This window comes from Bacillus sp. FSL L8-0152 (assembly GCF_038006365.1).
GTDB lineage: Bacteria > Bacillota > Bacilli > Bacillales > Bacillaceae_G > Bacillus_A > Bacillus_A cereus.
Genome location: NZ_JBBOVB010000003.1, coordinates 18,354 through 42,864 on the forward strand (window position 1 = coordinate 18,354; position 24,511 = coordinate 42,864).

Consider the following 24,511-nt stretch of genomic DNA (forward strand, 5'->3'; position numbering starts at 1 on the left):
CATGAAGCAAAATGGTGTTTTAATAAGTTAGATTGGATAGAATTGTGACTGAAAAGGTAAGGAGGAACTATTTTGATGGATAATAACTTGAATCGTTGTGTTTTATTAATTCAGCAGAATAAGTTAAATAATTTTTTCTTTGCATTTTCTATTACAGATGTTGAAAATGACACATATAAAGCTTGGAAAACCGAAATTATTTTGTCTGGAAATATCGCTAATGAAAGGTTAGTAAGGGATTTTGAAAACCACTTTTGGAATCCTATAGAAGGAACACTTTTTATTGGACTACAAAAGAACATGTTAAGTGTTAATTTAATTCAAATATACAATCAATATACCGAAGATGAGGTGTTTTTAATTCCACTGCAAGATTCATCATATGTTACTTCATTAGTAAAATTAAAGTGGGAAATGTATCTAGTTGAGGTGTCCTTTTATAATAATCAAGGGATTGTTGTACATAAAAGGGAAATAAATACGGGTATTTACAAAGGTAATAGCCAAGTGAAAGAAAGTTTGTATAAATTTTTTCTTGAAATTAGTTCAGTTTTGGATAAATGGAAAACTCTTTTAGAAAAAGGAGGGTATTGTGATGAAAGCCAAATTTATATTGTATAGGAATCCCGAAGATATTCTTTTTGCTTTTGAGAAAAAAGAAGAATTCATGTACCCGCATTTATTTATTGAGGCTAATGATATCAAAGATAATTTACAGATGAATTGTAACGCAGTATATGTATTATTTGAGTTAAAAGCTCATTACCCTAATACACCACTTTATATAGGTAAATCATCAAAAGTTAGGGATAGATTACTCTATCATTTAAAGGGGTATGAGCCTAGAACAAGATATTATGCCAACAGAGGATTAATTAATTTTGTATTGATTTATTTTGAGATAGGAAAATATACAAGCGATCATACGAATTTGATTGAAAAACAACTAATAAAGGAATACAAGGGTTCTGGTGCAAAGAATGAACAAAGACTACAAAAGACATAGATTCCGAATGGAATCTACTCTTAAGCAGTTACCCCAAATAACTGATGAATACATCTATTTTGATTTTGGACAGACTGTTCCCTTAAGTTGATTTGTCTTTTTTAATCATATGCATGGCTTCTATTCCAGCAATCATTTTTTTAGCTGTTTGCCATGATTTCACTCCAAGCATATTCCGAATCCGTTTTTTAATAAACCGGTGGCCTTGTTCAATTATGTTGTTTAAATATTTTTTACTCGAAGTGGCATACCATGTGGTATGTACTTTTCATCTTTTAATTCCCGTATCGCAACGTGATGCGCTTTATCATCATTCACAGTTTGCGACATGACAAGAAGCCAAAGCCTTCTTTAGAAAGTGCTTAGCAGCCTTTGCATCTCGTTTCCTACTCAAGTAAAAATCAATCGTGTTTCCTTTGAATACATGTTTTTTCCTTTAATTTTAAGGTATGTTTCATCCATTCTCCAAGAATCATTCGTTGGTTTCAAATGTTTGCGAATCCGCTCATTTAATTCTGGTCCATATTGGTGAACCCAGCGCATAATGGTTGTATGGGACAAAGATAATCTTCGTTCTTCCATCAGGTTCTGTTGCAAAGTTTCTTAACAGATAAAAAGTTGGTATGATTGCAGATAGATTTTATGCGATCGTTAGAAATTGTTGTAATTCATTGTACGTCGAAAAAGCGAAGTTTGGTTGTTGCAAACTTCGTTTTCGTTTATATATAGCATGAATTGTTTCGATTCCTTTCAAGGTGCGTGAAGCATGGCGAAGACTTTGAAATCCTGCGGATCTGGAAAAACGTCGCTTGATATGTCTATGATCCTGTTCAATGAGATTATTCAAATGCTTGATTGTACAATGAGTGGTATGCTTATAAAAGCCTTGTTCTCTCAATTTATTGAACGCACAAAGTAGCGCGGGCGCTTTGTCTGTTGTGAGATCCGTTGGTTCTCCAAATGTTTTCACTAGTCTTTTCATAAAGGCATATGCAGCTTGATGATCTCGTTTTTTGCGAAGTTGAATATCCAATGTATGTCCATCTTTATCGATTGCTCGATAGAGATAACACCATTCGCCTTTCACTTTGATATAGGTTTCATCCAGGTGCCAAGATAGCTGTGCGGATTTGTTTTTCTTTTTCCAAATTTGATACATCTGATTTCCATATTCATGTACCCAACGCATAATCGTTGTCGGATGAACAGAGATGCCACGTTCCCTCAAAATTTCAGATACATCACGATAACTTAAAGAAAAACGACAGTAATAGCCAACGGCTACCAAAATAATATCTTTCTTGAATTGTTTTCCTTTAAAATATCTCATGTATCATGCTCCTCGAGTCATTTTCTTTAAATTTTAACTTTGCTTAGACATCTTTGCAACAGAACCATTGATGCCATTTGGAATCCATGTCTTATGTAATCCCTGTTCATTCTTTGCACCAGAACCTCCCTCACTCCTAAAAATAAAAAAATCGTTCTACAAACAATTAAAAGTTTAGAAAAATACATGCAATACACAAAGAGAAGGTCCAAAAAATTAATATTTTACCAAAAATAATGGATATATTTGTAGAAACTTTATTACAGGAATACATAGGAGCATTACGAATATGTAAAGAGACACCTGGCATATATTTGTTAAGTGTCTTAAAAATAGGAACCACATAAGGAGTGAAGAAGATGAATTCATATCAAAATCAATATGAAATATTGGAATCTTCATCGAATAACACAAATATGCCAAACAGATATCCTTTTGCAAATGATCCAAATATATTCCCTATTAACCTGGACGCTTGTCAGGGAAGGCCATGGCAAGATACGTGGAAATCAGTCTCGGATATAGTAACTATTGGGACATACCTTATACAATTCTTGCGAGAACCTGGTATAGGTGGAATTCCTGTAATATTGTCAATAATAAACAAACTCATTCCATCTTCTGGTCAATCTGTGGCAACACTTTCTATATGTGATTTATTATCTATAATTCGTAAAGAGATAGATGTGAATACTTTAAATCGTAGAGCTGCAGATTTTAACGGTGCATTGGCTGTCCATAGAAAATATTATCTTGCTTCTCTTCAGGAGTGGCTTGATGCAGGCCAACCAAAGGATCCAGCAAATCAGAAACTTAAGAATGTAGTTAGGGATTTCATAGATGCGGACAAAGCTTTCATTGCACTTATAGAAGGGGGGCTATCAGAAAGTAAAGCTCAAATATTATTATTGCCTATTTATGCACAAGCTGCAAATGTGCATTTATTACTATTAAGAGATGCAGTTCAATATAAAGAAAAATGGGGAGAATTATTGGGGGCGGAGAAAGTAGGAGAGGAATTAATATCACCTACTATGGATTATAACAAGCGATTAAAAGATGCGATAGAACAGTATACCAATTATTGTGTAGAGTGGTATAACAAGGGTTTAGATCAGATAAAACAGGCAGGTACAAGTACTGAAACCTGGTTGAAATTTAATAAATTTCGTAGAGAAATGACTTTGGCGGTATTGGATGTTATTGCTATATTTCCAACTTATGATTTTGAAAAATATCCCTTAGCAACAAATGTAGAGTTGACTAGGGAAATTTATACAGATCCAGTGGGGTATTCAGGAAGCAGTATTCGTTGGGAACGGACTTTTCCCAATGCTTTTAATACGCTAGAAGCTAATGGAACACGGGGACCGGGTTTAGTTACTTGGCTTAGCAGTATAAGTATATATAGTCAGTATTTTACGGTTTATTTTAGCGGTTGGGTAGGAACTCTTCATGCTGAAGATTACACAAGGGGTAACGGTACTTTCTATCGTTTATCTGGAACTACTACGAGTAATGATCCACGTAATTTGCTTTTTAGCCCTTCCGATATATTTAAAATTGTTTCATTAGGTATCTATGAAACAAGAGCAGAGCTTGGATACACACGGCAACGGTTTTGTGTTTCACGTGCAGAATTTAGTACGTCAACACCATATAAATACCTGTATGATGAAAATAATAATGGACAAGGCCGAATGACAATTGAATCTACGTTACCAGGTATTGAGAATCTAGAACCTAGTTATACAAATTATTCTCATAGATTATCAAATGCGGCATGTGTTCAATTTAACGACTCCAGAGTTAACGTATATGGTTGGACACATATAAGTATGAAAAAAAGTAATACTATTTATCCAGATAAAATTTCACAAATACCGGCTGTGAAAGCTTTTGCTTTAGAATCAGGCGCTTATGTTAGCGCTGGACCTGGTCATACAGGAGGAAATGTAGTATGGTTACCATATTTAGGGCGTTTAAAAATACGTTTAACTTCTGCGCCCACGAATAAAAATTACCGTGTTAGAGTTCGCTATGCAGGTTTGTACTCAGGTCGTTTAATGGTACAAAGATGGTCGCTGAGTGGGTCTGCAACTGGTGATTTTCCTTATTCATCTACGGGTTCTAATAATACATTTGGATATGTGGAGACCTTAGTTACTACATTTAATCAATCAGGTGTTGAAATAATTATACAAAATCAAACTTCTCCACAACTTATCATTGACAAAATTGAATTTATCCCAATTGATCTAACAACTTTAGAATATGAGGGAGAACAGGGCCTAGAAAAAACAAAAAACGCGGTGAACGATTTGTTTATCAATTAAACCAAAGTATGTACTGAAGTAGAGGTATCGCTGTTTAACAAATACGCGAAAAAGGTTGTGAGTCCTATGCTTACAAGTGATACGAATAATACGTTAAAAATAGAAACGACAGATTATGAAATAGATCAAGCGGCCATTTTTATAGAATGTATGTCAGACGAACAAAATCCACAAGAAAAAATGATGTTATGGGATGAAGTAAAACGGGCAAAACAATTTAGTCAGTCTCGAAATTTACTCCAAAATGGAGACTTTGGAGACTTTCCTAGGAATGATTGGACATTCGGTAATGATATTATCATAGGATCCAATAATTCTATTTTTAAAGGAAACTTTCTTCAGATGCGTGGAGCACGAGACATATATGGAACTCTATTCCCAACCTATATCTATCAAAAAATAGATGAATCCAAATTAAAACCATATACACGGTATCGAGTAAGAGGGTTTGTGGGGAGTAGTAAAGATCTGAAATTAGTGGTAACACGTTACGGGAAAGAAATTGATGCCATTATGGATGTTCCCAATGATTTGGCCTATATGCAGCCTACCCCTTCATGTGGAGATTATCGCTGTGAAGTATCGTCCCAGTCTGTAATGAGCCAAGGGTATCCTACACCAGTACCAGATGGATATGCTTCTGATATGTATGCATGCCCGTCAAACCTAGGTAAAAAGCATGTGAAGTGTCACGATCGTCATCCATTTGATTTTCATATTGACACCGGAGAAGTAGATACAAATACAAACGTAGGTATTGATGTCTTATTTAAAATTTCTAATCCAGATGGATACGCTACATTAGGGAATCTAGAAGTCATTGAAGAAGGACCACTAACAGGTGAAGCATTGGCGCATGTGAAACATAAGGAAAAGAAATGGCATCAACACATGGAGAAAAAACAAATGGAAACACAACAAGCCTATGATCCAGCAAAACAGGCTGTAGATGCATTATTCACAAATGCACAAGGTGAAGAGTTACACTATCATATTACTTTAGATCATATTCAGAACGCCAATCAGTTGGTACAGTCGATTCCTTATGTACACCATGCCTGGTTACCGGATGCTCCAGGTATGAACTATGATTTATATCAAGGGTTAAACGCACGTATCATGCAAGCTTATAATTTATATGCTGCACGAAATGTCATAACAAATGGTGACTTTACACAAGGATTACAGGGATGGCATGCAACAGGAAAGGCAGCGGTACAACAAATGGATGGATCTTCAGTATTAGTTCTATCAAACTGGAGTGCCGGGGTATCTCAGAATCTGCATGCCCAAGATCATCATGGATATATGTTACGTGTGATTGCAAAAAAAGAAGGTCCTGGAAAAGGGTATGTAACGATGATGGATTGTAATGGAAAGCAGGAAACACTGAAGTTCACTTCTTGTGAAGAAGGATACATGACAAAAACAGTAGAGGTATTCCCAGAAAGTGATCGTGTACGAATTGAAATAGGAGAAACCGAAGGTACATTTTATATAGATAGCATTGAGTTGATTTGTATGAAAGGGTATAATTACAATCAAAATACAGGTACTATGTATGAGCAAAATTATAATGGGAATTATAACCAGAATCAGAATGCTAGCGATGTGTATCACCAAGGATATACAAACAACTATAAAAATGACTCTAGTAGTATGTATAATCAAAATTATACTAACAATGATGACCAGCATTCCGGTTGCACATGTAACCAAGGGTATAAACGTTAACGATTCTAAATAAGAATCAACATCGTTATCATAAGAAAATTGTATTTGATATCTCAGGTATTGCATACGAACAACATCTATCAAAATAAAAAATGAAATATTTTTAACCCGTAATGGCTATTTAATATGCCATTCTTTCTGTACAGCGCTTTTTATTGAATTGCTAGAAAGAAATTTTAATATATTTCTGTATTTTGTTTTTCTTGGCTTGATGGTGATTTTTCCGTACCCCATAACTACTGGAGATAGTAATTGGGAGTAGGAAAAACTAAATTACAACCATAAAGCAGTAAAATCAATAGCCAGTTCCTTGACTTACAAGGAATTGGTTATTTTGTTTCTAAACGTACAATTTTTCCGAAATGGTATGGTGAGGCCATGCCCATCAACTTAAGAATTTTCACTACCCCTAAGTACAAAAAAATATATTTCTTTCTAATGCCTATTCAAAAAAACGAATCATATTTCAAAATAGATTCGTTTTTTTATCGTACAATATAAGTTTGCAAAGTATTTTTAATCGAACTTTTTTATAACGATTCACAAATACTCCATACAAAAATTTTAGCTACATGGTTCTTCCAGTTTTTTTAGCTTATTCTCCACTCTAATAATCATACTGATTATTAGTAATAGCATAGATCCCATAATTAAAAGTATTGCAGTGGAAGGGTTATTTAAAAATAGGCTGATAATACTTCCTAGTATAATAATTATAAATCCATTTTGTGTCATGATTTCAGCGCTATACCTATTTCCAGCTTCCCAAAGTTTCATGTTTTTCATAGACCTAGTTGTTCGATAGCCATATATTGCATTAATATCTGTTGGTGGTCTTTTTTTCAATAGTAATGAAGTTGATATAAAGATAATCCCAATTAACAGACTTACTCCTATATTCACAAGACTGTATATCATTTTAATCACCTCTATAAAATGTTATTATAAACCAATTATACCATTTTAACGGTGTTTTGTGACGGCATTTTAACACTTATAAAATCACTATTTGTGGCTTTAAAATAAAGATACGATGTTTGTTACTTTGCTTCTTTCAATTAAAGAATTCCAAGGGATTTTTAATCCAACTTTTTTATAAAAGGGGGAAAGTTCATCCCAAAAGTGAGGAATCCATTTTGATTAATCTTTTTTTAGTTCCATGCCCATAAACTTAAAAAATTTTAATACTCTTAAGTACCAAAAAACGTTATTCTTTCTAAACAAGCTAGATTAGAAAGGATGACGTTTTCTTATGAATCTCTCGATTCAAGATGAGCTACAAGCATTTGCGAAAGAATTACAGCGATATGTTAAACCTGTATTTTTAGAAGAACTTGCAAGAGAAATCGGATTTATAAAGCGACAACGTAAGTTTTCTAGCTCAGATTTAGCTCAAATGGATCAACGTGGCACCTATTATATTTCTCGATTGAAATTAAACACGAATGTATATGTGAAAAATCCAAACCCAGAATACTTTAAAAATGGTGCAATTAAGAAACAATCGAAATACATACAAATCGATGTAAAACAGATTTTGAAGCAATTACAACCTGGAGAAACATTTGAATTAAAAAATGCTTATGTCGGTGATAAACAACAACTGTTTGCACGCGTCATTTTTAATCGATTAACAGAAAAACAACTTCAAAAACGACGAGATAAGATAGCTGAAAAAGAAAAATCAAAAAATAGAACGTACTCAGAAAAAAGTAAATTGATAGCGGGGTTAAACGTGTACGTGACGAATACACCTTGGGAATGGGTTCCGATGGAACAAGTACATGAATTATATACATTGCGTTGGCAAATAGAGATTATTTTTAAAACGTGGAAATCATTATTCAAGGTAGATCATTATTCTACGGTAAAGCAAGAACGATTAGAGTGCCAATTATATGGGAAACTCATTACCATTTTCCTATGTTCCTCTACTATGTTTAAAATGCGGCAATTACTTCTACAGAAAAAGAAAAAAGAATTAAGTGAATACAAAGCAGTTGGAATGATCCAAGATCATCTATCTCTGTTATATCAAGCCATGCAGAAAGACACCCAAGAGATAACAAAGGTTCTAATCCGTCTGTTTACCCTACTACAGAAAAATGGACGGAAATCTCATCGATACGAGAAAAAGACAGTCTTTGATATTATGGGTGTTGTCTATGAGTATAATGGATTGAGAAAACAAAAGAAAGCTGCATAGTGAAAAAATGAAACCCGTTAGGGTTTATTGAATATGCCTATTTTTAAGGAAATCAAATATTTTAAGAGCTTCTTAGTTTATATGAAAAAAATTCATTTTATTTCCGTTCTTAAGTTGATGGGCATGGGGTCGCACCACACATCCATCAACTTAAGGATTTAGACTATTTTTGAAGTTAAAAGCACGTTACTATTTTCTTATGTTAATGAGAAAGGGTGACGTGCTTTTTATGAATATGCATCAAAAACAAGAGTTATCTTTATTTGCCGAAGAGCTATATCGATATATGTCTCCCGCTACACTTAATCAATTAGCTATAGAAGCAGGCGGAATGAAACGAAAACGCAAGTGCCACGGGCACCATTTCTTATCTTTGTGTGTATGGTTAAATCAACAAATCGCTACTACCTCTCTTACTCAACTTTGTAGTCAATTAGAAACTTCAACAGGAATTTTATTAAGTCCGGAGGGACTTAATCGACGATTTAATTCGGATTCTGTAGCCTTCTTTCGCACTGTATTTACTACACTTCTACAAGCTAAAATTGGAGGAGTATCTAAGATTTCTCATTCTCTTTCTTCTTATTTTGAGCGGATTCTCGTCCTTGATTCTACAACCTTCCAAGTTCCAGATCGATTCGCAACTACTTATCCTGGTGCCGGAGGGTGTAGTCATACAGCTGGTGTGAAAATCCAACTAGAGTATGACTTGTTGAGTGGAAAATTTTCTGATGTGGAAATTGAACCAGGAAAACGAAGTGATCAGGCATATAGTGCGACTCGAACAGGCATGGCACAAAAGAATGAACTATATATTCGTGACTTAGGATATTTTCGTCTACAAGACTTTAAGTCTATTCAAGATAAGCAAGGATATTATTTATCACGTCTAAAGTTACCCACTAAAATATATAGAAAAGAATTTGAAACAGTAGTATTTAAAACAAAACCCGCTCAATTAAAACCCGTATATATACAAATTCATTTGGAAGACATCATGAAACAATTGCAGCCTGGCCAAGTGTATGAATTACATGATGTATATGTAGGGAGTAAAGACAAACTGCCTACTCGAATTGTAGTTTATAGATGTACCGAGGAGCAAAAACAGAAACGTCTACGTGATCGAGCTATTCGCGAAAAGAAAAAAGGAATTACATATACAGAGCGTACAAAACTTTTACAAGGTATTACGGTATATATGACAAACATTCCTACGGAATGGGTACCAAAAGAGAAAATTTATGATCTATATTCACTGCGTTGGCAAATTGAGCTGTTATTTAAAATATGGAAATCTTGGTTTCAAATTCATCGTTGTAAATCTATTAAACAAGAACGATTAGAATGTCACCTTTATGGACAACTCATTAGTATCCTATTATGTTCTTCTACTATGTTTAAAATGCGAGAACTCCTGTTACGTAAGAAACAGAAAGAGCTAAGTGAATATAAAGCGATGTACATAATTAAGGATTATTTTTTACTTTTTTACCAAGCATTACACAAAAACACCCAAGAATTATCAAAGGTTCTCCTTCGTCTGTTTAACCTCCTACAGCACAACGGACGAAAATCTCATCGATATGAGAAAAAGACAGTCTTTGATATTTTGGGTGTTGTTTATGAGTATACCACTTCTACTCATCAGGTAGCATAGTAAAAAAATTGAAGCCCGTCAGGGTTTATTTGATATGCCTACTTTTATAAAATCTATAAAAGATAATAAAAAACTATATAGAAAGACCGCATTTTGTATAAAAATATACCTTAAGTTGATGGATGTGGGGTCGCACCACACATCCATCAACTTAAGGATTTAGACTATTCTTAAACTTAAAAGCACGTTACTATTCTCTTATGTTAATGAGAAAGGGTGACGTGTTTTTTATGAGTATGCATCAAAAACAAGAGCTGTCTTTATTTGCCGAAGAGTTATATCGATATATGTCTCCCGCTACACTTAATCAATTAGCTATAGAATCAGGTGGAATGAAACGAAAACGTAAGTGCCATGGGCACCATTTTTTATCTTTGTGTGTATGGTTAAATCAACAAATCGCTACAACCTCTCTTACTCAACTTTGTAGTCAATTAGAAACTTCAACAGGAATTTTATTAAGTCCTGAGGGACTTAATCGACGATTTAACTCGGCTTCTGTAGCCTTCTTTCGAACTGTATTTACTATACTTCTACAAGCTAAAATTGGAGGGTCATCTACAATTTCTCATTCTCTTTCTGCTTACTTTGAGCGAATTCGCATCCTTGATTCTACAACCTTTCAAGTTCCAAATCGATTCGCAGCTACTTATCCTGGTGCCGGAGGCTGTAGTCATACGGCTGGTGTAAAAATTCAATTAGAGTATGACTTGTTGAGTGGAGAGTTTTCTGATGTGAAAATTGAGCCAGGAAAACGAAGTGATCAGGCATATGGGGCGACTCGAATGGACATGACACAAAAGAATGAACTATATATTCGTGACTTAGGGTATTTTCGTTTACAAGACTTTAAATCGATCCAAGATAAGGAAGGGTATTATTTATCACGTCTTAAATTACCAACTAAAATATATAGAAAAGAATTCGAAACAGTGGTATTTAAAACAAAGCCTGCTCAATTGAGACCGGTATATATGCAAATTCATTTGGAAGACATCATGAACCAATTACAACCTGGCCAAGTGTATGAATTACATGATGTATATGTAGGGAGCAAAGACAAACTACCCACTCGCATTGTGGTTTATAGATGTACAGAGGAGCAAAAACAGAAACGTCTACATGATCGAGCTATTCGTGAAAAGAAAAAAGGGATTACATATACAGAGCGTACGAAACTTTTACAAGGAATTACGGTATATATGACAAATATTCCTATGGAATGGGTACCAAAAGAGAAAATCTATGATTTATATTCACTGCGTTGGCAAATTGAGCTGTTATTTAAAATATGGAAATCTTGGTTTCGAATTCATCGTTGTAAATCTATTAAACAAGAGCGATTAGAATGCCACCTTTATGGACAACTCATTAGTATCCTATTATGTTCTTCTACTATGTTTAAAATGAGAGAACTCCTGTTACGTAAGAAACAGAAAGAGCTAAGTGAATATAAAGCAATGTACATAATTAAAGATTATTTCTTACTTTTTCATCAAGCACTACATAAAAACACCCAAGAATTATCAAAGATTCTCCTTCGTCTGTTTAACCTCCTACAGCGAAACGGACGAAAATCTCACAGATATGAGAAAAAAACAGTCTTTGATATTTTAGGTGTTGTGTATGAGTATACCACCTCTGCCTATCAGGTAGCATAGCGAAAAATTTGAAACCCGTTAGGGTTTATTTGATGTGCCTACTTTTATGTTATCTATAAAAGATAATAAAAGACTACGTGAAAAACACACATTTTGTATAAAAAGATACCTTAAGTTGATGGATGTGTGGTGCGACCCCACATCCATCAAGCTAAGCTTATGCAAAGTCAATTTTAGACGAGATTGTTTCTTTTTTCTAAAGGGCAAGTGTAGTTGATTGAAAGATTTGCATACGAAATAAACCCTAGCGGGTTTCATTTTTTTGAATTAAGCGGCTTGATTATCAGACAGGGTACAATTGTAAACGACACCTAATATATCAAAGACCGTTTTTTTCTCATATCGATGAGATTTCCGCCCGTTTTGCTGTAGAAGATTGAACAGGCGAAGTAACACCTTTGATAGCCCTTGGGTGTTTTTTTGTATAGTTTGGAATAGAAGAAGAAAATAGTCTTTAATCATATATATGGCTTTATACTCACTAAGCTCTCGTTTTTTCTTTATAAGGAGCAATTGGCGCATTTGAAATATGATAGAAGAACAGAGTAGAATGGCAATCAATTGGCCATATAAATGGCACTCCAATCGTTCTGGTTTTATCTTTTTACAATGATGAATTTGAAAGAATGACTTCCACGTTTTAAATAAAATTTCGATTTGCCAACGCAAAGAATACCAGTCATGTACCTGTCCCATCGGGACAATATCTGTAGGGGTGTTTGTCATATATACATTGATACCACTAAGTCGTTTACTACGAGACCTGCGGTAGTATGTCAACTGAAAAATAATATCTTTTGAAGTTATCAAAGGACAAATTGCTTAAAAAAGACATCACGAAACTAGACCAGCAACATATGTGAAATATTGGAATTAATTGAAAGGTAGCGATGACAAGTTTTATGTCACACGTTCACACACCTTTCAGGCATAAAGAATTGGTGATTACGTAGTAGCGCATCCACCAATCGCACAAATTTTCTTGCGGTTAGAACGAGTGCACGTTTGTGTTGATGTTTTGGTACTTCAGTATACTTTTTTGCGTAATATTCTTGATATTCCAATACATGCTTCCTTACAGATTTGGCGGCTTCAACTAAGTAATACCGCAAGTAATGATTCCCATTACGAGATAATGAAGTATTTTCAGCGGTGAACCGACCAGACTGATATGTACGCCGACCAACAACCTCGTGTATAAGAGCTAGTCCTGAATCGAAAACCGCCCCAGAGCTACTAACATCTAGGTTCGAGGGTCAGCCTGCGAGTAGGGAGTCCCGCGCGTTCACTGAGAAACACTCTTTTCGTGTGGTAAATCCACAGGGGAATGCAGAATTGTCCTAAATGATCCTAAGACCATTATCTAGAAATATCTTGAGACGTCCAAGTATTTTTATTTATTGCAGGACTCTTATTACAGAAAAAGCTAAGCCTAAGGTAGGGCTTAAATATTAATATACGAGAGGGAATAAGAAAAAAGAAAGGTTGCTTTTTTCTTAGATTGTTTAGAAAGAATAACGTTTTTTTGTACTTAGGGGTAGTAAAAATCCTTAAGTTGATGGGCATGCGGCTGTACCACAAATAGGTCTTTTAAATAACGGGAAAATTATGACAATAATAGCTAGATTTCTTATTTTTTATACGGAAATCCCCTTTAAATGTACTATTTAAGGGGAACTTCCATACGATTTTCACGAAAAAAAAGAAAAAATGAATAAGAATCATATGTATATTTATTAAAAATATATAATTAAGCACTTATATTGAGGGATTCTATGACACTAATTAAACTAGAACTAATGTAATAAATATATAAAGAGGAGAGAAATGTATGAAAAGAAAAAGAATGTTGCTTAAATGGATGTGTGGTTTAACAATTGGAATCGGGAGTTTAACAGGAGGTAGTGTAAATACTTTTGCGGATGAAGTCTCTGATTCTTTAGCGGACGTGGGTTTTCTTTATGGAGATTATCTTTATAAAACTAAACAACATCCACAAGGAACGTTACCTATCACCTATCCAATGAGAGAAGTCAATAATTATCAAATTATTGATAAATCTGTTTCAAAAGTTGGGAGTACGGAATATGAAGAGGGGCAAACTCTGTTTGTTGATGATGATGTTTTTGACAATAAGACAGGTACTGATCAAACTTTTAAAACGATTCAGTTTGAAAAAGAATTTTCAGAAACAGCCACATCGTCAACAACACATTCTGTGGGTACAAGCCTAGAAGAAAGTGTGAAATTTGATTTCTTTGTTGGTGAAGGTTCAGCCAAGTTCACAGTAAACTATAATTTTAGTAAGACAGGTTCTCTCTCAACAAGCAATAAAGTAAAATACACATTACCTTCTCAATCAATTAATGTACCTGCTAACAAGAAATATGAGGTTATATGTGTTCTTGAAACTAAGAAAGCAAAGGCTAATGTTCAATTTAACGTCGATGTTCTTGGTAATGCGAAATATGCATATAGCAATAATTCACCGTATACACCTAAATACGAAAGTGGTGCTACTATGGTGAAAACTTTAAATGAAAAAAATCCTACTCCTAGCGTCTCTTGGTTGGATAAGGAATGGGAAAAATGGGAATATCATGATGGTAAAGCGAGATACAAAAATGGAAGTGGGACAGTTTCAGCTGAATATGGTACAAGAATGGTACTTGTAATTAACGATATAACAAATGATAAAACAAGAGGTAGTAAAGAAATTGCTAGAATCCCTGTTACACCAATCAAAAAACAAATATAATATAGAAATCACACCTCACACGAAATTTTTGAAACGGTTCTGTTGCAAAGTTTCTTAAACCTAGTTACAGTCTAGAAAAAAAGAGACGAGAAGAATCAGACATGCGATATCTTGAAGTTATCGTAAAATTTTCTGGAATTCTGAAAGAACGTGGAGTTTCGATGCATCCAATAACCATCATGCGCTGGGTTCATGAATATGGAAATCTCATTTATCAGATTTGGAAAAAAAACAAATCAGCACAGCTATCTTGGCACCTGGATGAAACCTATATCAAAGTGAGAGGCGAATGGCTTTACCTCTATCGAGCAATCGATAAAGATGGCCACACATTGGATATTCACCTTCGCAAAAACGGGATCATCAGGCTGCCTATGCCTTTATGAAAAGAATAGTGAAAACATTTGGAGAACCAACGGTTCTCACAACAGACAAAGCCCCAGCATTACTTTGTGCATTCAAAAAATTAAAGGAACAAGGATTTTATAAACATACAACGCATTGTACAATGAAGCATTTGAATAATCTCATAGAACAGGACCATAGACATGTAAAACGTCGTTTTGTCAAATCCGGAGGATTTCAAAATTCGCCATGCTTCACGTACCTTGAAAGGTATTGAAACTGTTCATACTATATATAAACAAAACCGCAGTTTGTGCGACCAAATTGCGGTTTTTCAACGTACAATGAATTGCAAAAATTACTTACAATCGCATGAGATTAAATTTTATCGAACCTAAATTTTTATCCGTTAAGAAACTTTGCAACAGAATCCTATATAGGTCTAATAGTAAATTCTTCAGTTCTAGCACCACCGTCCGGAATTATCGCAATATTCGTTCCGTTACCACCTGTTGAAGCTAATACGAAGTGAGGATGTGCCCAGCTTCTTAATTTCTCCCCCCCCCAATTACCTCTTTCCACAATCCAAAATTGCTCTGGTCGATTTACATTTTGTGCAGCACGTACATTGTCTCTAATGACAGGAGTGTCGATAGTAAGAACTAGATTTGGATGGTTAACACTAAATATTTGGTATGCCTGCATATTAAAATTATATACGAATCTCCATCTTTGGTTGTTACCAAAATGATTATTATATAAGATAATACGAGAGTTAGCAGCATTTAAATCAAAAACATGACCACCAGCAAAAAAACTTACTATTTGATGAGTACCCATAAAAACATCGGGGAAGTTTAACGCAATTGTGCCTTCAATTAATCCTCTTCCAGGGAAATCAGCAGCAATAATTCCTGTGTGAGTAAATCTATGGTCTAAAATTCTTTTAGCTGCAAGGACATTCATTCCTCCAAAAAATACAGGCCCTGCCGTGGGACGATTACGTGGGAAATCTGGCCATCCATTAGCAGGACCACTAGATGCAAGCCTTAAAAGACTATTGTTATTTCGGTTATTATAGCCACTTGCTAAAAACCAGGGCCTTGGTTCACCAAAACCGCCGGTGCCACTTAAATGATTAATATGAATTCGATTTCTATTATTCATTGCGTTAAAAAAATGATTTCTAACTGATATCCATTTATTATATATGTCATTAAGACCTGCGACTTCCCAACGATCTTGTATGGCTAACTGTCCCCAACCAATACCAAAATTTCTATTAAAACCAGGAAAGTCTTGTAATACAACAATTCTCCCTCGGACCTCTCCTAATGTTGGATTATTACTAGCTGGATTCCAAAAATACCGTTGATTTGGAGTCCAGAAAGATTCAAAAGTTTCACTAAAAGTTCTTGTATTACCTGTTGGATTGTATTCTTCTTTTATACGCATTAAAATTGTTTCACTGGGATTTTGCCTTAAAAACCTTATCACGGGTTCTAAAACATGAGAGCTAAAAAATGCGTGTTGATATATCTGTCCATGATGGATAGCAAAATTATTATGATAATGCCTACAACGAATATCAATATATCGGATGCCTGAGTTTAATTGCGTTTCAAGATTCATTGTTTGATTTATAGCTATATCTCCTATAGTTCCAGCCACTCCACCATGAAGTGCCATGGAACCATGTGTTCCTGGAATTGATAATTCACCAATCCTACGAGAATCAGGAATATTAGCCATCCAATTTGTATTTGTGTAATCAACAGTTCGCTTAACATTAAACCCACTTCTATCCATTGTTAATATTCCGTTACGATCAACGTAATTATTATGTGCGGTTGGAACGATACTGTCCCTTGTTTGATTATCACAATTTCCCATGAATTAACCTCCTTGGACTTTTCTAATCATGATACATACGGTAATTGGATATATATTTGGGTTCTGTTGCAAAGTTTCTTAACAGATAAAAAGTTGGTATGATTGCAGATGGATTTTATGCGATTGTTAGTAATTGATGTAATTCATTATACGTTGAAAAAACGAAGTTTGATTGTTGCAAACTTCGTTTTCGTTTATATAGAGCATGAACGGTTTCAATGCCTTTCAAGGTACGTGAAGCATGGCGAATACTTTGAAATCCTCCGGATTTGGCAAAACGACGTTTTACATGTCTATGGTCCTGTTCTATGAGATTATTTAAATGCTTCATTGTACAATGTGTTGTATGTTTATAAAAGCCTTGTTCCTTTAATTTTTTGAATGCACAAAGTAATGCTGGTGCTTTGTCTGTTGTTAAAACCGTTGGTTCTCCAAACATTTTCACTAACCTTTTCATAAAGGCATAGGCAGCCTGATGATCCCGTTTTTTACGAAGTTGAATATCCAATGTGTACCCTTTTTTATCAATTGCACGATATAGGTAACACCATTCTCCTTTGACTTTTATATAGGTCTCATCCAATTTCCAAGATAATTGTACTCTTTTATTTTTCTTCTTCCAAATCTGATGATAAATCAGATGGCCATATTCATGAACCCAGCGCATAATAGTTGTTGGATGGACTGAAACACCACGTTCTTTCAAAATTTCAGAGACGTCACGATAACTTAAAGAAAAACGACAGTAATAGCCAACGGCTACCAAAATAATATTTTTCTGGAATTGTTTTCCTTTAAAATATCTCATGTAATATGCTCCTCGAGTCATTTTCCTTACATTTTAACTTCGCGTAGAAAACTTTGCAACAGAACCTTTGTTTCACTACTTATTATTATTATCGGTATTTTCTAATACTGGCAAATCGTAACTATTATAACTGCTTATTATTTTATAATTTTGTAATGATTGTGCATTTAGAGGGAATCTAGCTGTTTGTGGAAGTCTATGATCTAATGCTACCCATGGCGTTGTTACTAATTGTCCATTCGAACGTGTCAATCTATACTCATGAGCTATTACAAATCTTGCATATCTAACTGAAAATGCATTAAAATTTATCTGGGTAACATTCGCAAATCGGTCTCCTAAATCCGTATTAGCATAAGACCCCAAAGTATTTAAGCCATTTAGAATTCCCCTCTTAAAAGGAGTCGAGTTATTTCCAAATCTTAACCCCCAATCAGCACCTATTGTAATATCTATCATATTTCTCATGTTTATTTGTGCATTTGGAGGTATCCCTGTTATTTCATCAAATAGTCTTCTATCTCCAGAAGAAATCTCATCTGTCCATAATCTATGCCAATACTGTCTATATTCTAATTTATAATAAGGACTTTCTTGTATTCTTCTATCTAGTGGAAGTACATCATTTACAAAGATACATGGTATTAATGCACTTCCTATAACAGCTCTTGTTGCTTGTTCTGGAGATGGACCTGCATCACTCAAGCTGGTTAATACAGGTGGTGGTCCTAACTCAGTTGGAGTTGATAATGCAGGAATAGTTATTGATACATTTTGATCTGTCTGATGATAAAATAATTCAGTGTCATTATTTGCAAATTCAAATCCTGTCATTCTAGTCAAGTTATTAAGATTTCCACAGGGGGCTATCGCCATATCATTATCAATCATTAATCTAAAACGATCAGTTGAAGCATTAACTTTTCTGAAAAATTGTCTTGGATTCCCATTGTATAACCGAGTAACTATTGATTCGCCGGTATCTACATATTCTAAAACTTCTCCAAATTGCTGATTAGCTATTATAAACTGGCCACTATCAGTACTATAAAAAAGAAATCGTTGTCGATTTCCATCGTCGTGTACATAATCGTTTGTCACTTGATTTTGTACGGTTACGTTCCTACAATAATTTGATAAACCCTGACCTAATTGCTGACCCACACGAGTTCGTAAAGCATCAAATCCTCGCTTCTCACTTGAAAGATGAGAGGTAATTGTTTGGAATCTTTGACTTTCTTCAGGTAAAGTAAATGTATTAAACTGTCTTGAACTAAAACTATAATAATTTTTATTTTCGTGACACATATTATATGCCCTAAATTCTTTTTTTACAGAATCATACATATCATTTCGCATTACCTCATTTGCTACAGGATACCCCATTCCTTCATCGTTTTGTGTTTGTTCATTTGACATATATTTATTGTTATATTTTTCCCTACTTTGCTTTTGTTCGTATTCATATTTATCTTGTTGACAACCACAATTACAAGATACACTATGATTTTGATGTCTATATTCATTGTTCTGTCCATCTTTTTGTTGATCTGAATTCATATGTCTCACTCCTTATTTTCTTTTCTTTTTACAACCAGGCTTAACAAATATATGCCAAATTCTTTTTTAATATTCTTAATTCTTATATCGGTTCTGTTGCAAAGTTTTCTACGCGAAGTTAAAATGTAAGGAAAATGACTCGAGGAGCATATTACATGAGATATTTTAAAGGAAAACAATTCAAGAAAGATATTATTTTGGTAGCCGTTGGCTATTACTGTCGTTTTTCTTTAAGTTATCGTGATGTCTCTGAAATTTTGAAAGAACGTGGTGTTTCAGTCCATCCAACAACTATTATGCGCTGGGTTCATGAATATGGCCATCTGATTTATCATCAGATTTGGAAGAAGAAAAATAAAAGAGTACAATTATCTTGGAAATTGGATGAGACCTATATAAAAGTCAAAGGAGAATGGTGTTACCTATATCGTGCAATTGATAAAAAAGGGTACACATTGGATATTCAACTTCGTAAAAAACGGGATCATCAGGCTGCCTATGCCTTTATGAAAAGGTTAGTGAAAATGTTTGGAGAACCAACGGTTTTAACAACAGACAAAGCACCAGCATTACTTTGTGCATTCAAAAAATTAAAGGAACAAGGCTTTTATAAACATACAACACATTGTACAATGAAGCATTTGAATAATCTCATAGAACAGGACCATAGACATGTAAAACGTCGTTTTGCCAAATCCGGAGGATTTCAAAGTATTCGCCATGCTTCACGTACCTTGAAAGGTATTGAAACTGTTCATGCTCTATATAAACGAAAACGAAGTTTGCAACAATCAAACTTCGTTTTTTCAACGTATAATGAATTACATCAATTACTAACAATCGCATAAAATCCATCTGCAATCATACCAACTTTTTATCTGTTAAGAAACTTTGCAACAGAACCATGGGATTGTGGTTCACATGAATTCGTTTGTGTATAAGAATTTATGTGGGATACATCCTCTGATTATATAACGTGTATATGGTTTTAATTTCGATTCATTGATTTTTTGATAAACATAGGTTGGGAATATTGTATTGTCAATTTCTGTTGTTCTGGCTCCTGATAAGTGAAGATTACTTCCTTTGAAATTTTGATTATTTATTTGAGTGGTAATATTATTGCTAGTAGTCCAACCTATAAATGATTGAAAATCACCATTTTGAAGTAAATTCCGTGATAGACTGAGTTGTTTTGCTTGTTTCATTGTATCTAGAAATATCATTTTTTTTGAGGATATAGTTCTTCTGATAAGGGTTGTATTTGGATTGCAGTTTGATCAATATCATAGTCTGTAGCTTCTATATTCAAAGTGTTTTTTATATGATTTGTGAAAAATGTATTTATTTTTGTTTGGACAATTTCTAATTTTTGTTTTTCTCTGTCTTGGCGCATAGAGGAAGTAATTGGTATAAACTCAATTTTATCAATAATTAAAATTGAGTTTGATACATCTACACGATTAAATATAAATTGTATGTTTTGATTTAAAGGTAATGTTATTGTACCTGGAAATTGGAAATACCAAAAATCTTCGTATTGTAAATTATTGTAATTTGCACTAGAAAAAGTGTTGTTGAGTCGTTGAGGTGGTATTCCTGTTACTCCTGGTATTGTAAGAGATATATTAGGAAGAGTATTTCCAGCACCATTTGTAGCATATCGAAGTCTAATGTAATAAGACTGTGTAGAATTAGGAGATCTACATGTAATCTCTAAACGCCCTTGACTTTGTAAATAAACCAAGTTTCCTCCTGTATGACCAGGTCCTTCAATTACCTTAGAGTTTGTATCAAGACTGTTACCTTTGATTGCTGGGATCATTGTAATTATTTTATCTGATATTGCATTATTTCTATTAACACTACTGTGTGTCCATCCTAATGCACCTGTATATAATATAGTTAGCGCTAATCCAGTTGGATAGGAATAAGGATATAAAGAAAACTGGGATAAAATATGACTATAACTATTATAGTTTGGTAAACAATTTGGATCAGTAATTTGTTTACAGTCTTTTTTTACAGGAAATTGAAAATCAGTTGTTTTTTTATCATTAGATAAATTCCCCCCAGCTGAATATGTTAATCTATTACTAGGTGAATTATTTAAATAAAGTTCAATTTGATTAATTATAAAGTATATGGTATTTGAAGGGACAGTAGGACGTACTTGTCTATCAGTTATAATTGAAACTTTATAGGATTCAAATGGTCTTAAAATTTTTGTTGTGGGTGAAAGTGTTGTTTTTCCATATATAATTTCAGTTCCTTGTTGGGCATAAGTAGGTCTATTACGATTCGCAATACCAACTAAACGATTCCCGTATGTTTCATTTTCTGTATAAAATATAAGTTCTTCTAAAAATGAAAATAATTTAAGCCCTGAACGTGTTAAATTATATTCCATGGCAGAGAGATCGGGTTGAACTTTAGGGGAAGTAATACGGTCAAAATTTATTTCAGTTGTATAAATTTCTCTTGTGAGTTCATAGTTAATGCCTTGTATTCCTCCTATTGAATCTCTATACTTTTTTATATCATATAAAGAAAATATAGAGATGGTATCTAATACAGAAATGGTCATATATCTTCGATAGTCATTAAATGTACTCCATTTCATATTAGGTTCGTTTCTAAGTGCATTTAGTCCTTCCCTATAGGTCTTTGCACAATAGTTACTATATTTAGGTATATTTTCTTTTAAAAGTTTATAATAGTCATCTGATGTTCCAGCATTAGGTTCAATTTGTGAAGGGAATATATCTGCATTCCATTGATCAGCAAATTCGATACCTTGTTGTAATAAATTTAAATGGAAATTTGCAACTTCCGCATAAATAGGTAGTAACAGTGTTTTATAAGTTTCAAGTTGGAAACCAGGTATTTCTCGTATAAAATCATGATGAACATTATCAAATCGTGTTTTAACAGTAAGGGCAGCTTGTTGTAATTCTGGTGATGGGTTTTTAGGATCTTTTTGTTGTTTTTTTAAACTTATCCAATAGTTTAATCCATCATCATAGCTTTTTAATACTTGCCTAATTCCTTCTAAACTTTGTAACTTTAGCTGTTTTATGGTTTCTGATAACGGTTGATCAACAAAAATTTCTCCCATTCTAATAAATTGTGTCCAGACTGTTTTGTCTTGCTCTCCTTGTGGCCAAAAGATAGGTAATAGGGTACCAAAAGATATTATTATAGCACCTATTATTCCTATAGGCCCGGCTATAGCAGTTAGCCCACCTATACCGGCTAACATAGTACCAGATACAATAGTACTTGCGCTAACTGCAGCAATTGTATCAGCGCTAGCGAATGTTTCAAAATTATTACCATATTGTTGATTCCCTTGACACATATTGATCCAATCTTTGTAATTTGTATTTTGTAATGGCTGATTTGGATTATTTGTGTAAGGGTATTTAGAATGATTACTGTTTTTGTTTGAAAGATAAGATGAAGTATGTGAATCAATAATTTCATATTTATTATTATTGTTATTTTGATTCATAAATATTCCTCCAATTTTCATTTAAATTTCAATGTTATATATATTCTGATAACAAAACAACTATTCCTGTAAAGAATAAAAGGTTCTGTTGCAAAAATAGTGGGATATGAAAGAAGAGCAAAAGATTTCTAGCGGAATTGAACGTTATGCTGTTAAACCAAAGAGTTCATTGATAAGATATATCTGCCTTTGGACAGATTTCTCCCCTTGGAGAGTTTGTCCTTTTTTGACCATATGCATAGCTTCTATTCCAGCAATCATTTTTGTAGCTGTATGCAATGACTTAAATCCAAGCATATTCCGAATTCGTTTTTTGATAAGGCAATGGTCTTGTTCAATGATATTGTTTAAATATTTTTTCACACGAAGTGGCATACCATGTGGTATGCACTGTTCGTCTTTTAGTTCCCTTATCGCAACAGGATAGGCCTTATCTCCATCGACAGTTATAGAACGAGGTCCTGTGGCATGACAAGAAACCAAGGCTTTCTTTAAAAAGCGCTTGGCAGCTTTGGTATCTCGTTTACTACTCAAATAAAAATCAATTGTGTTTCCTTCGGAATCAATGGCACGATATAAGTACATTTTTTCGCTTTTGATTTTGATATATGTTTCATCCACTCTCCAAGAATCATTAGTTGGTTTCAAATGTTTGCGAATTCGCTCATTTAATTCAGGTCCATATTGATGTACCCAACGCATAATAGTTGTATGAGCTAAGGATACTCCTCGTTCTTCCATCATTTCCACTAAATCACGTAAGCTTAAGTTATACCGAAGGTACCAACGTACAGTTAATAAAATGATGTTTGGTTGATAATGCTTCCACTTAAATACATTCTTCTTTTCCATATGGATCACGCACCTTTTTTAGATTTATACTATCAGTATGTCCAAGTTTGAGAAACTATTTTCATATACTTCACGCTTTTTGCACCAGAACCTTTTCTAAAGAAAGCCTTGGCTTCTTGTCATGTCACAAAACCCCGTATAATTACGGCCGATGGTGATAAAGCTTATCCAGTTGCGATACAGAAATTAAAAGAAGAAAAGCGCCTTCCACACGATACTTTACTTCGTGTGAAAAAATATTTAAATAACATCATTGAACAGGACCATAGACATGTAAAACGTCGTTTTGCCAAATCCGGAGGATTTCAAAGTATTCGCCATGCTTCACGTATCTTGAAAGGCATTGAAACCGTTCATGCTCTATATAAACGAAAACGAAGTTTGCAACAATCAAACGTCGTTTTTTCAACGTATAATGAATTACATCAATTACTAACAATCGCATAAAATCCATCTGCAATCATACCAACTTTTTATCTGTTAAGAAACTTTGCACCAGAACCATGTAGATTTTCTTTTTCGCATTGAGAGTTCTATTTGCTGTAATAACTCCTTCAAATCATCGACAGAAACATCCACATCTATCCACTTCTGAAAAAAACGTGTCTGGTCTATATAGACAAATACTCGCTGAATAAACGCATCCGTAATAAAAGATACATTATCCTCTACAATAACATAATCCATATCCTGAAGAAGCTTACGAACGATTCCTCGAAGATCGGCGAGAAACCCTCGCTGTAAAGGGCGATCTAAATCTGTAAATAACATGCTATAAACACAATCCTTTCTACAAACTATGAAATTCCATTCACAGGAAAGCACCCGTGTACATATTTAAACTAGCA

17 protein-coding genes and 7 pseudogenes are annotated in these 24,511 nt (G+C 34.0%); 11 read left to right on the plus strand and 13 right to left on the minus strand.

Annotated elements, in window-relative coordinates:
* Window positions 1-72 precede the first annotated feature (72 nt).
* Window positions 73-621, plus strand: a complete 549-nt coding sequence (locus tag MHH27_RS29835) for a hypothetical protein (protein WP_340945353.1) — start codon at window positions 73-75, stop codon at window positions 619-621.
* Complete coding sequence (locus tag MHH27_RS29840) at window positions 596-1,006, plus strand: GIY-YIG nuclease family protein (RefSeq protein WP_340945356.1); 411 nt, start codon at window positions 596-598, stop codon at window positions 1,004-1,006. Before MHH27_RS29835 ends, MHH27_RS29840 begins: the two co-directional genes overlap by 26 nt.
* An 82-nt stretch (window positions 1,007-1,088) precedes the next feature.
* Here the strand turns inward: MHH27_RS29840 and MHH27_RS32115 are convergent.
* From MHH27_RS32115 to MHH27_RS29850, 3 genes and pseudogenes are all read right to left on the minus strand, one after another.
* A pseudogene (locus tag MHH27_RS32115) lies at window positions 1,089-1,400 on the minus strand (DDE-type integrase/transposase/recombinase).
* Entirely contained in the window at window positions 1,397-1,567 is a 171-nt protein-coding gene (locus tag MHH27_RS32120; protein WP_445688830.1) for a hypothetical protein, read from the minus strand. The pseudogene MHH27_RS32115 and the gene MHH27_RS32120 overlap by 4 nt, the downstream one beginning before the upstream one ends.
* Before the next feature lie 79 nt (window positions 1,568-1,646).
* Window positions 1,647-2,336 carry an IS6 family transposase gene (locus MHH27_RS29850; protein ID WP_340945357.1) on the minus strand — a complete coding sequence of 230 codons (690 nt, stop codon included), beginning with the start codon at window positions 2,334-2,336 and terminating at the stop codon, window positions 1,647-1,649.
* 359 nt (window positions 2,337-2,695) lie between these two features.
* Here MHH27_RS29850 and MHH27_RS29855 point away from each other — a divergent pair, with 359 nt between their 5' ends.
* Both MHH27_RS29855 and MHH27_RS29860 read left to right on the plus strand, forming a co-directional pair.
* Complete coding sequence (locus MHH27_RS29855; RefSeq protein ID WP_340945360.1) at window positions 2,696-4,672, plus strand: insecticidal delta-endotoxin Cry8Ea1 family protein; 1,977 nt, start codon at window positions 2,696-2,698, stop codon at window positions 4,670-4,672.
* A 66-nt stretch (window positions 4,673-4,738) separates the two neighbouring features.
* Window positions 4,739-6,406 (plus strand): pesticidial crystal protein, encoded by a 1,668-nt coding sequence (locus MHH27_RS29860; RefSeq protein ID WP_340945363.1) that lies wholly within the window; start codon window positions 4,739-4,741, stop codon window positions 6,404-6,406.
* Between the two features lie 564 nt (window positions 6,407-6,970).
* On the opposite strand, the gene MHH27_RS29865 is transcribed toward MHH27_RS29860, so the two are convergent.
* A complete protein-coding gene (locus MHH27_RS29865) occupies window positions 6,971-7,324 on the minus strand; it encodes an SdpI family protein (protein WP_061530306.1) in 354 nt (117 codons plus the stop codon).
* A gap of 454 nt (window positions 7,325-7,778) precedes the next feature.
* Here MHH27_RS29865 and MHH27_RS29870 point away from each other — a divergent pair.
* From MHH27_RS29870 to MHH27_RS29880, 3 genes and pseudogenes are all read left to right on the plus strand, one after another.
* Window positions 7,779-8,612: pseudogene (locus MHH27_RS29870) on the plus strand (IS4 family transposase); the annotation flags it as partial.
* Window positions 8,613-8,841: 229 nt separating this feature from the next.
* Entirely contained in the window at window positions 8,842-10,272 is a 1,431-nt protein-coding gene (locus tag MHH27_RS29875) for an IS4 family transposase (protein WP_097833444.1), read from the plus strand.
* A gap of 230 nt (window positions 10,273-10,502) precedes the next feature.
* On the plus strand, window positions 10,503-11,933 hold the full coding sequence (locus MHH27_RS29880; RefSeq protein ID WP_340944859.1) for an IS4-like element ISBce2 family transposase: 1,431 nt from the start codon (window positions 10,503-10,505) through the stop codon (window positions 11,931-11,933).
* 267 nt (window positions 11,934-12,200) lie between these two features.
* Here the strand turns inward: MHH27_RS29880 and MHH27_RS29885 are convergent.
* Window positions 12,201-12,740 (minus strand): annotated as a pseudogene (locus MHH27_RS29885) (transposase); the annotation flags it as partial.
* Window positions 12,741-12,838: 98 nt separating this feature from the next.
* Window positions 12,839-13,111 (minus strand): annotated as a pseudogene (locus MHH27_RS29890) (transposase); the annotation flags it as partial.
* Between the two features lie 653 nt (window positions 13,112-13,764).
* Between MHH27_RS29890 and MHH27_RS29895 the strand changes: the two are divergent.
* Window positions 13,765-14,691 carry an ETX/MTX2 family pore-forming toxin gene (locus tag MHH27_RS29895; RefSeq protein ID WP_340945369.1) on the plus strand — a complete coding sequence of 309 codons (927 nt, stop codon included), beginning with the start codon at window positions 13,765-13,767 and terminating at the stop codon, window positions 14,689-14,691.
* Window positions 14,692-14,828: 137 nt separating this feature from the next.
* Window positions 14,829-15,412, plus strand: a pseudogene (locus tag MHH27_RS29900) (IS6 family transposase); the annotation flags it as partial.
* Between the two features lie 56 nt (window positions 15,413-15,468).
* On the opposite strand, the gene MHH27_RS29905 reads toward MHH27_RS29900, so the two are convergent.
* The 3 genes from MHH27_RS29905 to MHH27_RS29915 form a co-directional block, all read right to left on the minus strand.
* Window positions 15,469-16,929, minus strand: a complete 1,461-nt coding sequence (locus tag MHH27_RS29905) for a phosphatidylinositol-specific phospholipase C domain-containing protein (RefSeq protein WP_340945372.1) — start codon at window positions 16,927-16,929, stop codon at window positions 15,469-15,471.
* A gap of 115 nt (window positions 16,930-17,044) precedes the next feature.
* A complete protein-coding gene (locus MHH27_RS29910) occupies window positions 17,045-17,737 on the minus strand; it encodes an IS6 family transposase (protein ID WP_340945377.1) in 693 nt (230 codons plus the stop codon).
* A gap of 75 nt (window positions 17,738-17,812) precedes the next feature.
* Window positions 17,813-19,297 carry a hypothetical protein gene (locus tag MHH27_RS29915; RefSeq protein ID WP_340945379.1) on the minus strand — a complete coding sequence of 495 codons (1,485 nt, stop codon included), beginning with the start codon at window positions 19,295-19,297 and terminating at the stop codon, window positions 17,813-17,815.
* Between the two features lie 155 nt (window positions 19,298-19,452).
* Between MHH27_RS29915 and MHH27_RS29920 the strand changes: the two genes are divergently transcribed.
* Window positions 19,453-20,145 (plus strand): IS6 family transposase, encoded by a 693-nt coding sequence (locus tag MHH27_RS29920; RefSeq protein WP_340945383.1) that lies wholly within the window; start codon window positions 19,453-19,455, stop codon window positions 20,143-20,145.
* Between the two features lie 69 nt (window positions 20,146-20,214).
* Here the strand turns inward: MHH27_RS29920 and MHH27_RS29925 are convergent, their stop codons facing one another.
* The 3 genes from MHH27_RS29925 to MHH27_RS29935 all read right to left on the minus strand — a co-directional run bounded on the left by MHH27_RS29925 (window position 20,215) and on the right by MHH27_RS29935 (window position 23,663).
* The gene (locus tag MHH27_RS29925; protein ID WP_340945384.1) at window positions 20,215-20,505 is read right to left on the minus strand and encodes a hypothetical protein; all 291 of its coding nucleotides are present in this window, start codon (window positions 20,503-20,505) and stop codon (window positions 20,215-20,217) included.
* Between the two features lie 14 nt (window positions 20,506-20,519).
* On the minus strand, window positions 20,520-22,811 hold the full coding sequence (locus MHH27_RS29930; RefSeq protein ID WP_340945386.1) for an insecticidal delta-endotoxin Cry8Ea1 family protein: 2,292 nt from the start codon (window positions 22,809-22,811) through the stop codon (window positions 20,520-20,522).
* Window positions 22,812-22,955: 144 nt separating this feature from the next.
* Window positions 22,956-23,663 (minus strand): IS6 family transposase, encoded by a 708-nt coding sequence (locus MHH27_RS29935; RefSeq protein ID WP_340945389.1) that lies wholly within the window; start codon window positions 23,661-23,663, stop codon window positions 22,956-22,958.
* Window positions 23,664-23,792: 129 nt separating this feature from the next.
* Here MHH27_RS29935 and MHH27_RS29940 point away from each other — a divergent pair.
* Window positions 23,793-24,110, plus strand: a pseudogene (locus tag MHH27_RS29940) (DDE-type integrase/transposase/recombinase); the annotation flags it as partial.
* Window positions 24,111-24,167: 57 nt separating this feature from the next.
* Here MHH27_RS29940 and MHH27_RS29945 read toward each other — a convergent pair.
* Window positions 24,168-24,434 (minus strand): annotated as a pseudogene (locus MHH27_RS29945) (hypothetical protein); the annotation flags it as partial.
* Between the last annotated feature and the right edge of the window lie 77 nt (window positions 24,435-24,511).